Annotated in this window: 7 protein-coding genes; 5 read left to right on the plus strand and 2 right to left on the minus strand. The window is 45.6% G+C overall.

Annotated elements, in window-relative coordinates; translation table 11 throughout:
- The first annotated feature begins 406 nt into the window (after nucleotides 1–406).
- The 4 genes from L884_RS0100835 to L884_RS0100850 all read left to right on the plus strand — a co-directional run bounded on the left by L884_RS0100835 (nucleotide 407) and on the right by L884_RS0100850 (nucleotide 7,659).
- A complete protein-coding gene (locus tag L884_RS0100835) occupies nucleotides 407–4,081 on the plus strand; it encodes an ATP-binding protein (protein WP_028765703.1) in 3,675 nt (1,224 codons plus the stop codon).
- Entirely contained in the window at nucleotides 4,081–4,734 is a 654-nt protein-coding gene (locus L884_RS0100840) for a condensin complex protein MksE (protein ID WP_028765704.1), read from the plus strand. Before L884_RS0100835 ends, L884_RS0100840 begins: the two co-directional genes overlap by 1 nt.
- A 1-nt stretch (nucleotide 4,735) precedes the next feature.
- Nucleotides 4,736–5,956 (plus strand): hypothetical protein, encoded by a 1,221-nt coding sequence (locus L884_RS0100845; RefSeq protein WP_028765705.1) that lies wholly within the window; start codon nucleotides 4,736–4,738, stop codon nucleotides 5,954–5,956.
- A gap of 458 nt (nucleotides 5,957–6,414) precedes the next feature.
- Nucleotides 6,415–7,659, plus strand: a complete 1,245-nt coding sequence (locus tag L884_RS0100850; protein WP_028765706.1) for a dicarboxylate/amino acid:cation symporter — start codon at nucleotides 6,415–6,417, stop codon at nucleotides 7,657–7,659.
- A 73-nt stretch (nucleotides 7,660–7,732) separates the two neighbouring features.
- Here L884_RS0100850 and L884_RS0100855 read toward each other — a convergent pair whose 3' ends face one another.
- Both L884_RS0100855 and L884_RS0100860 read right to left on the minus strand, forming a co-directional pair.
- Entirely contained in the window at nucleotides 7,733–9,115 is a 1,383-nt protein-coding gene (locus L884_RS0100855; RefSeq protein ID WP_028765707.1) for a sigma-54-dependent transcriptional regulator, read from the minus strand.
- Between the two features lie 55 nt (nucleotides 9,116–9,170).
- Nucleotides 9,171–11,180 (minus strand): ATP-binding protein, encoded by a 2,010-nt coding sequence (locus tag L884_RS0100860; RefSeq protein WP_028765708.1) that lies wholly within the window; start codon nucleotides 11,178–11,180, stop codon nucleotides 9,171–9,173.
- Nucleotides 11,181–11,576: 396 nt separating this feature from the next.
- Between L884_RS0100860 and L884_RS0100865 the strand changes: the two genes are divergently transcribed.
- Nucleotides 11,577–13,367 carry a flavocytochrome c gene (locus L884_RS0100865; protein WP_028765709.1) on the plus strand — a complete coding sequence of 597 codons (1,791 nt, stop codon included), beginning with the start codon at nucleotides 11,577–11,579 and terminating at the stop codon, nucleotides 13,365–13,367.
- The last annotated feature ends 21 nt before the right edge of the window (nucleotides 13,368–13,388 follow it).

The following is a 13,388-nucleotide window of genomic DNA, read 5'->3' on the forward strand; positions in this document are numbered from 1 at the left end:
GCCGCTAAAACTCGCCATTCTGGAGCGTTTTTGGCTGCCTACTTCTGCGTTGAATAACTTCACAAGGGAACAACCATTCTTTCAATTACTCGCCTTGAATTAGTTTGCCAAAAGCGCTCTGAGTAGATCAACTTCTTATACTACTTGGTATTATTGCCAGCGTCGCTTGTTAACTGCTTATTGATTGAGCATTAAAATAGGTCAAAATCGCGTATGATCTCGCTCTTGTAAATCGGTCCTAAAAACTGCCCCAATAGCGCCTTGGCACAATTGCCAACACCGGCAGTTTCCTTTAATTTAGAGACCATCGAATTTTTTATAGCCCTGAAATTAGACCTGACATTTTTCGCTTAACGTGCACTTATAGAGATAGCGCGTTACGGCGCTGTTTGGATTAAGGAATGCAATGCCAAGCTTAAATCGCATCATACTTATCGACACTCATCTCCCCGGAGTGGTTGAACTGGCTCTGGATGGCCACACTAATATTTGCGGAACCAACGCCTCAGGTAAAACCACACTGCAACGTTTGGTGCCTGTTTTTTATGGTGAATACCCAAGTCGCGTGGTGCCATCAACTCGTGACAGTTTCGAGCGTTGGTATTTGCCCCATGATTCAAGCTTTATCATTTACGAATATATCAAGTCTGACGGTCTTGCATATCAGGCTGTGCTGGCATCAGCTGGCGACGGCAAAGGGGTGAACTACCGCTTTATCGCTAAAGGTTTTGAGCTTGATGATTATATTAAGACCAAGCAGGGCGATAGTATTCAATGTTATACCATGGCTGAGCTTGGCCGTGAGATGAAGCGTGCTGGTGTTGCGGTAACTAACCTACTGAATACTCGTGAGTTTAGAGCGATTATCCAAAATGACCGTGCGCTGTTAAGCACAGGTAGTAACCGTACTGAACTTCGAAATTACGCGCGTCAGTTCTCGCTGTGTGAGGCGGAGCACTCACTGCGCCATATTGAGAAACTAGCCAAGGCTGTGCACTCGAAAGAGGGCAAGATGGAAACGATCAAGTCGATGATCGCCGCCATCTTAGAAGAGGACGGGGTTAATCCACCAAGCTCGCGCTTAAATCCTCAGCGAGTAGAAGCGTGGATCCGTGAAAGCCAGCTTATCCAAGGCTTTGAGCAAATTCGCCCTGAGTTTGAAAAGCTTGAGCAAGAGTTTGACCAGTTGCTAAGTACTGAGCAGCGTCTTGCCAGTTTGCGTCGTGGTTACAGCAAAGATGAAACCACAGAGGTTGAGCGTCAAGAGCATCATCAAGATCTATCGAAAGCACTTAATGCTCAATTACGTCAGCTTGATGAAGATTGGAAAGAGCAGCGTGATGAGTTAAGCCTTGATCTGTCTGCAGCAAAAGGTGATGTAGCCAAATGTGAGCATGAGCTTGACGCCATTGAAGATCAACACGCTAGCTTCCAAGATGCTGATATCGAACAAGCAAAAGCTGATTTAGAGCAATTGCCTAACTGGCGCGGCAGTTTAGAGAACTTAACTGAGCGCCATAAGTTACAAACTGAGAAACACCAAGATATTGAAGCGGCATATAACGCTCGTCGTAGCAAGATTGGTGAAGGCCTTAACCGTGAGTTGGAAAGCTTGCATCAAGAGCAAGATAGCTTGCGTGAATCTCGCGATAAGCAAAGAGAGAACGGCCGCAGCGAGTTAGCAGAGCTTGAGCAAGAGTGGCGCGAATCGACAGAAAAAGGTAAGGCGCAGTTTAGCGAGCAGGCGCAGCAGTTAAAAGTGACCGCTGCTGAGCTAAAAGTGCGTGTTGATAGTGTGACTTATTCGGAAGATGAGAAGTTAGCACTGGCAGTGTTCGATGAACGGATCTCCCGTGCCGATGAAGAGCAAGAAGCGTGTAACGCTAAAGTTGACCGCCTATCGAGCGAAGAGCGTAAGCTAAGAGCTAAGCGCGATCAAGCTAACGAAAGTCTGCGGGTTGCCGGTATTCGAGTCACTGAGCGTCAGAGCGAGCTTGAAGAGCTGCAACATATTTTGTTCCCGCAGTCGCACACTTTACTTGAGTTTTTACGTAAAGAAGCCAGTGGCTGGGAAAACACCTTAGGTAAGGTGATTAACTCAGAACTGCTGCACCGCAGTGATCTACACCCGAGTCTAAGCGGTGACAACCTAGACGCGCTTTACGGTATCGCACTGGACTTAAAAGCGATTGATGCGCCAGAGTACGCGGCATCGGAACAAGAGTTAAGAGTGAAACATGCTGCAGCTGAAGAGGCATTAGCAAGCGCCAAGGAGCTGCAGGTTGAAGCAGAAGACTTACTTGTTGCTGCTAACACTGAGTTAGATAAGTTGTTACGTGAACTGACTTTTGCGCGCACAGCCTATAAAAATAGCCGTGATGATTTACGTCGTTTATTTGATGATAAGCGAGCCGAGCAAGAGAAGATCAACCAAGCGTTGAATGAGCGTAAAGCGGCGTCGCAAAAGCAACTTGCACGCATCGATAGCGATATTAAGCAGCTACAAGCCCAACAGCAAGAGTGGCTTGAAGAGCAAAAAGAGCAAGCATTAGAAGCGCGCATGGAGAAGAATGCTTATTGGCAAGAGGTTGTTGGCGCATTAGATAACCAACTTAACCAAGTGAAAGCCAATATTCAAAGCCGCCGTGAGCACGCTGCCAGCGAGCAAAAAGCGTGTGAGCAGTGGTACAAAAATGAGCTTAAATCTCGTGGTGTTGACGAGGCGAAAATCGTTGCACTTAAAGCGGAGATCCGCAGTCTTGAAAGCAATATTGCTAAAGCTGAGCAGCGCCGCAGTGAAGTGCTACGTTATGAAGATTGGTACCAGCATACTTGGTTACAGCGTAAGCCTAAACTGCAATCTGAACTGAGTAAGGTTAAGCATGCTAGCCTAGATTTAGAGCAGCAGTTAAAAGCCAAATCAAATGAGATAAAGGCACAGCGCGGTGAGTTAGAAGCTGAACGTAAGCAGTCCGATGCAGTGCAAATTGAAGCGTCAGAAAACCTCACTAAATTGCGCAGCTTAATGCGTAAGCTGAGCGAGCTAAAACTGCCGCCGAACAACGAAGATGCCCAAGGCAGCTTAAGCGAGCGTTTACGCCAAGGTGAAGACCAACTGCTAAAGCGTGATGCATTATTAGGCTCGGTGAAACAATACGTTGAACACTTTGACTCAGTGATTGCGAGTAAATCAGGTTCAGGTTTATCTGAAACGTGGGAGCGCGCCCGTGAAGAGTCGAGCTTTGTTAACGACAAAGGCATTCGCATTCTTGATTACCGTAAACTTGTGCCACAACTTGAGCAGCTGCTGAATGTGATGGTGCCACAATCTGTAATGGCGCTGCGTGAGCAAGGACGGATCTTCGGTGTTGATCTAACAGCATTTTACGATGTACTTGCGGATATCGACCGTCGTATCGCCTCGCAAAGTGCGCGTATTACCCGTGAAGTGGGTGAAGAGCTGTTCCTTGATGGTGTCTCTGAATCAGCAGTTAAAATTCGCTCACGTATTAGTGAGTTAGAGTTTTGGCCTGAGCTAGAGCAGTTTGTAAAAGCCTTTAAGCGCTGGAAAGCGGATGGCTTTAACGACTTACCGGGTGAAGACTACACTAACAGCATGCGTCGTGCGCTCGATATCATTGGTCGCGCCGCACTGTCAGGTGGTATTGCTAAGCTGCTTGAAATCGAACTACGCCTGAAAGAAGGTAACAGCGACTTAGTTATTCGTACCGACAGACAGCTCAATGAGTCATCGAGTCACGGTATGGCATACCTGATCTTATGTAAATTCCTACTGGCATTTACCCGTCTACTTCGTGGCCGTGCTGAAGTCACCATTCATTGGCCTATTGATGAATTAGGTACATTGCACCACGGTAACGTGAAGAAAATTTTTGATGCTTGTGAGAACAACAATATTTCAGTATTGGGTGCGTTCCCGAACCCAGAGTCTGAAGTACTAAACTTGTTTGCTAATCGCTACATCATCAATAAACAAACTAAAAAACTGCAGGTGGTTAAGCCTCAAGTTAATCCTATCGCTGAAAAGCTTAATCAGCGTCGTGCACAGGAGGCCGTGTAATGAGCCAAGCAACTGAAACCACCATTGTTGGCACGAGTGCGCTAATCGAGCGCTTACTTAAAGGCCAGTTTATTTGCCGCACGACTGATGAAGATGGTTGGCGTGCACTAAAAAGCCCATCAACACGTGAGCATGTTGAGCAGTATTTAAATCAGATCAATCGCACCATAGGCTCAGCGGGTGAAGGTGAAGTGTTTTTCTGTGGCTATCAACAGATTGGTGATGGCGAACGTAAAGTGATCTCCTCGCAGTTTAAAGATATCTGTAATGCGCTTATTCCGTTAGTGGAGTGGTTAGTGTTAGTGCAAGAGAGTAGTGGCCAAGATGCGCCGCTATCAGAAGGGGTTGCAGTGCGCTTAACTGAGTTGCAAACCCGCATTGAAGACACACCTGCATTTCGCGAGCAGCTGGCCAAGATCAGCCATTACCGTTTGTTTGGCTCAACCAGTACCAATGTTGATGCGCAAATTAAGCTAGTGTTTAAACGCTTAGTGGATCTGGGGTATTTGACTCGCCCTAACAGTGAAAAGCAGATTTACATTGCCACAGGTAAGCTAGATTACCTATATGAAGTGATCCGCTTTATCGATGAAACTGAAGGCTTAAGCCTTGAAGCACAGGCTGAAACCGCAACCCAAAGGGATTTGGTTTAATATGAGCAGTAACTTACACCAAGCGGGTGTTAAGCTGCTGAAACAGCTTGGACGCCATGCAGAACTGGTGATGGACGTATATTTATCAGGCTCAGTATCGATTGATGAGAGCAATGCCTCTGCAGTCGATAAGCTACAAAAAAGTGATATTTTATGGCGTCCAGAGCCTGAAGCTGAACTGCGACTAAAGCGCTCTGTGCGTGCTTTGCTAGAAGAAGCCCTTAGCGATGAGCGTAACCGCCAAATTGATTCTAATGTTGGTTCGTCACTTGCGACTATCAAGACCTTGGCTGATCACTATAAAGAAGCACGCCATAATGTCGATTTCAGCGCCTCAGAGGCTTACCTTGCCGATTTAAATGAGCATGTTTATAGCTTTGCCGACGGACTACGCTATTCGATCCGTGTGCTGTGGAGTCGAATAAATAATGAGTTTGGTTATGTAGGCAGTATCAACGCTAAAATTCGCGAAAACGAATTAGCCCAAAGCCAAGTAACAGAGCTGCTAAACGGCCTAGAGATGTTCCAGTTCAGCGAGCTTGCTGAAATTGCGGGTGACACACGTGAACTACGTAAACTGCTGGTTACCACCTTACAAGAAACCTTAAGTGACTGTACTCAAGAGCTAAGTGTGGTGCAGGCGCGGCTATTAGAGCTACTTGGGCGTTTCCGCCAAATTCGTGGCCGTACTCGTTTGCTAAAGGGGTGGTTGCTGTATACCGACCTACACCCGGATTATCGCCCAGCCGACCACGTCAGTCACAAGCAGTTACCAGCACTGTTTAATATTGCTGAGCCACTGTTGGCTCCTGCGGCTGTGGATGTCAATAATCACAGTTTAGAGCCTGAGTTACTCGAGATCGTTTCCAGCATTAAACGTATTGATCGTTTAAATGATCTCGGTACCCAGCGTGAGCAAGATGTGTCAGTTAGCCTCAGCCAAACTGAAGATTTTGATATTCCAGATAACCCGTTAAAGCTGGCAGTAGATGGGTATTTCTGTGCGGTTATCGACTCAGGTAAGAGCCAATCGGCGCTTGAGTATCTCGACGAGCAGCAGTTGCCTTGGGACAGAGAGTCTTGGTTATATCAAGTGATTTGTGGCTACGAGGGCTTGCCTGAAGAGCATCGTCGCTACTTTGAATTAGAACCTATTGGTGAGTCAGACCCAGTATATACCGGTAACTTTATTATTAAAGATGTCGAGTTATGGCTGGCTTAGAGATGCGCTAGTCATAAGAGAATGTGACGAAAAAAGCACCTACTTAAAGGTGCTTTTTTTATGAGCATTAATCGGTGTATTTAGCCTGTGGTAGCGTTTTGTGTATATATTCGGTTGGTATTTGGGTTATTGTGCTGGTGTAGGCTTATGATTTGGTCTGTATCACTATTTGATTTTTAATTTTCTGTGGAAAAAATGCTGCTATTTTGTTGCTGGTGTAAAAGTTATGCCTATGGTGATAACCGTGGCTTGTTTTTATAATCCTTGTAATTCAACGTTTTAGTTGTTGTTGCTGCACTTGGTTACACAGGTGTTTCAAAAACTAAATGACGATTTTGCATTGAAATTTATGCCAGCATGTTTCACTATCCCTGCCATGAAGAGATGAAAAACCATATTCATCAACATTGAAGGCAATAGAAGGCATGCAATTAAGACATGTCCAATAAGGCAAGCAAATGACAAAATCACTTTCGACACGGATCTTCATCGGTCTTTTTTCGGGGCTAATTTTTGGCTCCATCATTCAATATTTTCTCGCAGACATCAGCCTATTTTCAGGCACTATCGTTGATTTAGCCTCTGGCGCTGGCACCATGTTCGTTAATATGATCATGATGTTAGTTGTACCTTTGGTATTCGTCAGCATTGTATGCGGTGTTTGTGAGCTTAAAGATCTCAACAGCTTTGGCCGCTTGGGCGGTAAAACATTCGGTTTTTATATTATCAACACCTTAGTGGCGATATTTGCAGCTCTTGGTGTCGCGCTATTGCTTGCTCCGGGTAAAGGCGTTGATATGGGCAGTAATGGCGGTGTAGACATTGTTGCTACCGAACTGCCTAACTTAGTTGATCTCGTGGTTAGCATTGTGCCGAGTAACCCAATTGCTGCCTTTAGCTCTGGCAACATGCTACAAGTTATCTTTATGGCGCTATTACTTGGCGGAGTGATCAAATCTCTTGGCGACGCAGCCCAAAGCGCGGTGAATGGCTTCCAAGTGGCTAATAAGATCATGATGAAGCTGATTAGCGTTGTGATGCAGTTAGCGCCAATAGGTGTATTCGCCTTGATGCTTAAACTTGGTGCAACTCTAGAAGCCGCGATCTTTGGTAGCGTGGTTGAATATTTAGCGCTGATTTTAGGTTTACTGCTACTTTGGATCTTTGTGGTATATCCATTTGCAGTTGGTTTGTTTACGCAAACCTCAGCTAAAGAGTTCCGTGCTAAGACCCGTGAGCAGATCCTATTCTCACTATCTACTGCTAGTTCAAATGCGACCATTCCAGTGACGATGCGCACTTTAACCGAAAAGCTAGGCGTTAACCGCGCAGTTGCAGGTTTTGGTGTGCCGCTTGGGGCAACCATGAACATGGGCGGTGTATCAATTTATATTACGATTGCTATCTTCTTTGTTGCGAACGCTTACGGCGCACCTATTACTATGGAGCAGCTACCAGCGTTGATGTTCAGTATCTTCTTACTGTCTGTGGGCGCAGGTGGTGTTCCTGGTGGTGGCATGGTGATGATTGGTGTACTTATTCATCAGATGGGCTTGCCAGTAGAAGCCTTTGCGATTGTTGCAGCATTAGACCGTTTAATCGATATGGTACTGACCTCTTGTAACGTGGTTGGCGACACTGCTGTGTTAACTATCGTTGATGAAACAGAAAAGGCAAGTGACGCAAAACTTGCTACTGCTTAATACCGTTAATTGATTAGGAAAATGCCAGCATGATGCTGGCATTTTTGTTGCTGTTGCTGTGCTGATGCTGCTGTTATTTTTCTTTAGTCAGGCGTCGGCTTAATGCACTTTGGCTTATACCTAGCATCTGCGCGGCAGCGGTTTGGCTGTTAGCGGTGCGGTTCATCGCTTCTTGGATAAGTGCGTCGCTCATCTGTGCAAGTGTTGGTAATACTTTAGGAAAAATTAGCTGATCACTTTCTACATGATTGTTAGATTTACTTAAGTTTATTGCCTCCATAAACGGAGTGATATTCAGTGCCACACCGTCGCTGCGACTCACAGCGTCAAACACCATACCTTTCAACTCATGCAAATTGCCGGGAAACTCATACTCAGATAGCTGCTGCGCAAGGCTGCTAGGCTGTTGCGGTTCACTTAGTCCCATCTCTTTCGCAGCTAAGCTAATAAAGTGGTTGATCAGCATAGACAGATCTAGCTTACGCTGTCTTAATGGCGGCAACTTAATGGTATGCGAGCGTAGGCGATACAAGAGGTCACTTCTAAATTTACCCGCTTGGTTGAGCGCCAGTAGATCATGCTGGGTTGAGGTGATGATTTTACATAGCACTGGATAAGCTCTATCGCTACCAACAGGGTAGTATTGTTTGTGTTCAATCACATCCACTAAGCGAGCCTGCGCCTCAATCGGTAAATCGCCAATTTCGTTTAAATACAGTAAGCCTGACTGCACTTGATGCAATACGCCAGCTTGGGCGCTGACATGACCTTGTTCATCAGTATGCAGCTGGCCAAACAGTTGTAACTCAAATGCCGAGCTACTAATGCCACCAAGATTGACGTTGATAAAGGGCGCATCTGGGCAAATTAGCTGATGGCAAGATTTAGCAAATTCATCTTTACCCGTACCACTTTCGCCTTGAATAAGAATAGGCTCAGGGCTTAAGGCAACCGCTTCTAGATAGCGGAACTGATCTAGCAGTGCAGGCTCGCAGGTAAGGATATTATTAAACACCTCTGGGCGGTCTAGGGTGCGGCTTAAAAAGCTTTCTTTAATGCGTAGATAGTTGCGCTCAAGCCCCACGACTTCTAATGCTCGACGTACCGTGCGTGCCAGATCGTCAACCTTGTCAGTTTTAATAAAGTAGTCGTAAGCGCCGTTTTTAATACAACGCACGGCGGTATCTACCTCGTTGACGCCGGTGACGATAATTACCCGCGTTTTAGGAAACTCACTGCGGATCATTTGCAGCAGGTCTTCACCAGAATGAAATGGCATAGTTAAATCGAGAAGTACTAAGGCATAGTCGCCAGTTTGCAGTCGATTCATCACTTGGCGACTATCAACACAGGTATCAATTTTGGCTTCCGGCACTAGGCGGTTAAGCGTGATTGATAAGGTTCTTAGCCATGAGGCTTCATCGTCAACCAGAAGAATGTTTCTAGCAAGTTTCATGGTGATAGCTGTCCTTTTTTATCTTCTATTCTTTGCCGAGCAGGTGAACATGGCATTAATAATCTAGCGGAAAGCGTATTTTAATCACTGTGCCTTTGCCTAGGCGTGAGGTGATCTGCATATCGGCTTTATGCTCTTTAATAATACGGCTACACACAGACAACCCTAGGCCTGTACCACCACTTGATCGCCTTGTGGTAAAGAAAGGCTCGGTAATACGCTGCAAGGTGGCTCTGTCCATCCCCGCGCCTTTGTCGCTGACAATCAGGCAGATGTGATTGTCTTCGACTGCGGTTTTAATATTAATGTGTTCACTGCATTCATAGCAGTCGGCATCTTGCCTAATGGCATGGCAAGCATTTTGAATAAGGTTAATTAATACTTGGTGCAACTGCTGAGCATCGCCCATGACTATCGGTGCTGGCGACATTAACTCAGTGGTAACGTTAAAGATCTTAGTTTGATTGGCGGTTAAACGCAGCGACACCTCTACCACATCATTTAGGCAGGTTGGTTGATAGTCGTTGCTCAGTGTAGGCCTTGCGTAGTGTTTTAAGTCATTAACGATACGGCTGATACGCTCAGCGCCTTCGTTTATTGACTGGCTACTTAACTCTAATTCAGCCATGGCAGAGTCTGGCGCCATACCCGCAATGCTCCAAAATGGATTTTGCTTTTGATACTGCTCACTGGCTTCAGATAGATCCCGCAGTGCATCACTAATAAAGGCAATAGAGTGGATAATAATTCCGGTAGGGTTATTGATCTCATGGGCGACCCCTGCTGATAGTTCACCGAGTGAGGCTAAACGGCTAGCCTCATCATTCGCTTGGCGAAGTCTATGCTGTTCGGTTGTTTCCTCGAGCAAAATAACCACTTGATTGTCGATAATCGGGTGCAGCTGCATCTGCCAATATTGATTATCAATCTGCATATCTGTGATTTGTGATTTTTGTGCACTTAAGGCGTCACTTAACGCGGTTTTCAGCTCAAAGGCTTCGCCGTCGATATAATGAAAGTCTGGGTTAGAAAGTAGATCGTTATTATTATCGTTACTCCATAGGCATTCACCTGCTTGATTAAACAGCGTCACGCCATGGGGAATACCATCGAGTACCGATTGGAACTGCTTAGACAGCTTAGAGATCACCTCTTCAGCGCGTTTGCGTTGTGCTAGCTCCATTTTTAATGACTTAGAGCGTTTACGCAGACTTAAACTCATATAGCCAGTAAGCAACATACCTGTGGCAGATAACAAGCTGACAAAAATTGCCAAAGACAGCATACGTCGCTGGGCAGAGTTAAGGTCGACTTTTTCACGTCCGGTACCAAACCACTTATTGACTAAACGGTCATATTCGCCAGAAAGCTTTAACTGTCGCAACGCATCGTTTATCTGCGCCATTAAAGGCGCATTGGTGTAATTACTGACAAAGTTAAATGCGCCATATATAAGTGGATCACTGGAACTGCGAATGGATGGATACAGTGGCATTAAACGCCGTGCAACGAAGTTTTCGGCAATGACCACATCAACTTCGCCCTTAATGAGCAGCTGAAAGCCGGTTTCATAGAGGTCAACATCCACCCGAGTGAAGTTTTGCTCTTTGCCAGAGATATACACATCAACGAAAGCGCCTTTTTTAATGGCGACTCGCTTACCGGCTAAATCAGCCCAGCCATTAATGAATGACTTACCTTGCAAGGTATAAGCTTTAGCGTGGGTTGCATAAATAGGATCGGACTGACTTAAGGCGCGGTCGATGGTGATTGGGCTAACCACGGCAATGACGTCAATCAATGAATAGGGATCGTGCACATCGGTGAGTAGCTGCTGAAAACTTTTACGGCGAATAACAATCCGCTTGTTAGTTAGCTGGCCGATGCGATCCATCAGCTCAAGGTTAAAACCTTGGTCAACACCGTTATTGCGCCACTCTAGTGGTGCGGTTTTCGAGTGAACACCGAACACGATACTGTGTTGCTGCAGCTGAGTTTCTGCCTGTGCAAAACATGCAAAGCAATAAAGGCAAAGGCTGCAAATTAGGTTAATGAATATTCTCATAATCGAATCTTAGCATGAGCTTATACAAGATAACTGTGCGGGATTTCTCGCTTTTAACGCCTGAAAAGTGGCTTTTAATGTAACTGTAATTATTGAACTTTCTTATTTTTAGCTGCGAAAACTGCCCTGACAGGAGGATTTGTGATCGAGCTAACTCTAGCTTATGCATTTTTGCATAACCCTCTATGTAGTTATGCATGTTTGCATGAGCAGTTTTGCAAGCTGTGATCGAGTGTTCAGTTTCAATCGTGATCCGTTACATGCAGTTGCTGGGGCCTGTGAATCGGCAGACAATTACCTCGAATTGAGTATTTAAGACAGCGTAATGACTGTCGAATATAACGTGATAGCTTTTTGCGCTGCTGCAGGGCGGCAATAAAAAGGCGAGGAAATGAGATGAAAAACTTTAAAAAAGCAGTGTGTATCGCAACGCTTCTAGGTTCAGCAGGCTTTATGTCTAACGCTATGGCCGCTGATAACTTGGCAGATTTTCATGGTGAAAACCAAGAGTGTGATAGTTGCCACATGCCTGATGGCGAACTATCAAACGACAGCTTAACTTACGAAAACGCACAATGTGTTTCTTGTCACGGCACCCTAGCTGAAGTGGCAGAAGAAACTAAGCATGAGCACTACAATGCCCATGAATCTCATTTCCCTGGCGACGTGGCTTGTACTTCTTGTCACAGCGCTCACGAAAAATCAATGGTTTACTGTGATTCTTGCCACAGCTTCGACTTTGACATGCCGTACACTAAGAAGTGGGAACGTCATGAGCCAAGCATTGATGAGTTACTAAAAGATCAATCAGATCGTCAAGCTGCACTTGCTGCAGAGCCACGTGACACTGTTGACGTAGTGGTTGTCGGTTCTGGTGGTGCAGGTTTCTCTGCAGCAGTATCTGCTCATGATCATGGCGCAAAAGTGATCCTAATTGAAAAAGAACCTGTTATTGGTGGTAACGCTAAGCTAGCAGCGGGCGGCATGAACGCAGCTTGGACTGATCAGCAAAAAGCTAAAGGCATCAAAGACAGCGTTGAGTCAATGTACAAAGACACCATGAAAGGTGGTCGTGACTTAAACGAGCCAGAACTAGTTGAAGTATTAACTTCTCACTCTAAAGGTTCTGTTGACTGGTTAACTGCTATGGGCGCGGATCTTAACGACGTAGGTCGTATGGGTGGTGCTTCTGCTAACCGTTCACACCGTCCAACAGGTGGTGCTGGTGTTGGTGCTCACGTGATTCAAGTACTTTACGATAACGCAGTTAAGCGCGATATCGATATGCGTATGAACACGCGTGGTATCGAAATCATTAAAGATGACAAAGGTAACGTTAAAGGCCTATTAGTGAAAGGCATGTACAAAGGTTACTACTGGATTAAAGCTGATGCAGTTATCTTAGCAACAGGTGGTTTCGCTAAGAACAATGACCGTGTAGCTAAGCTAGATCCTAAGCTAAAAGGCTTTATCTCTACTAACCAACCAGGTGCAACTGGTGACGGTATCGATGTGGCAAGCAATGCTGGTGCAGCGATGACGGATCTACAGTACATCCAGGCTCACCCAACGCTATCTGTTAAAGGTGGTGTGATGGTTACTGAAGCGGTTCGTGGTAACGGCGCAATCTTGGTTAACCGTGAAGGTAAGCGTTTCGTAAACGAAATCACGACTCGTGATAAAGCGTCTGCAGCTATCTTGAAGCAAACTGGTAAGTCTGCATTCCTAATCTTTGATGACTCTGTACGTAAGTCGCTAAGTAAGATTGATAAGTACATCGGTCTAGGTGTAGTACCAAGTGCAGACTCTCTAGTTAAACTAGGTGAAATGACTGGTATTAACGGTAAGAACTTAACTGAAGCTGTTGCGCGCTACAATAGCCAACTTAAGAGCGGTAAGGACACAGACTTCGGTCGTCCAAACCTACCTCGTGCCCTTAACGAAGGTAACTACTACGCAATCGAAGTGACTCCTGGTGTACACCACACTATGGGTGGCGTGAAGATTGACTCTAAAGCTGAAATCATGAACGCTAAGAAGCAAGTTATCCCTGGCCTATACGGTGCTGGTGAAGTAACAGGTGGTGTTCACGGTGCTAACCGCCTAGGTGGTAACGCTATCTCTGATATCGTCACCTTCGGTAGAATGGCTGGTGAAAACGCGGCAGAGTACGCTAAGAAGCACTAATCTTAGATTGTTAGTTGGGGT

The sequence above is a fragment of the Shewanella fidelis ATCC BAA-318 genome (assembly GCF_000518605.1).
GTDB lineage: Bacteria > Pseudomonadota > Gammaproteobacteria > Enterobacterales > Shewanellaceae > Shewanella > Shewanella fidelis.

Coding starts and splice junctions, on each gene's coding strand:
- L884_RS0100855 (WP_028765707.1), bottom strand. CDS start 9,115: ATGAAACTTGCTAGAAACATTCTTCTGGTTGACGATGAAGCCTCATGG.
- L884_RS0100845 (WP_028765705.1), top strand. CDS start 4,736: ATGAGCAGTAACTTACACCAAGCGGGTGTTAAGCTGCTGAAACAGCTT.
- L884_RS0100860 (WP_028765708.1), bottom strand. CDS start 11,180: ATGAGAATATTCATTAACCTAATTTGCAGCCTTTGCCTTTATTGCTTT.
- L884_RS0100865 (WP_028765709.1), top strand. CDS start 11,577: ATGAAAAACTTTAAAAAAGCAGTGTGTATCGCAACGCTTCTAGGTTCA.
- L884_RS0100850 (WP_028765706.1), top strand. CDS start 6,415: ATGACAAAATCACTTTCGACACGGATCTTCATCGGTCTTTTTTCGGGG.
- L884_RS0100840 (WP_028765704.1), top strand. CDS start 4,081: ATGAGCCAAGCAACTGAAACCACCATTGTTGGCACGAGTGCGCTAATC.
- L884_RS0100835 (WP_028765703.1), top strand. CDS start 407: ATGCCAAGCTTAAATCGCATCATACTTATCGACACTCATCTCCCCGGA.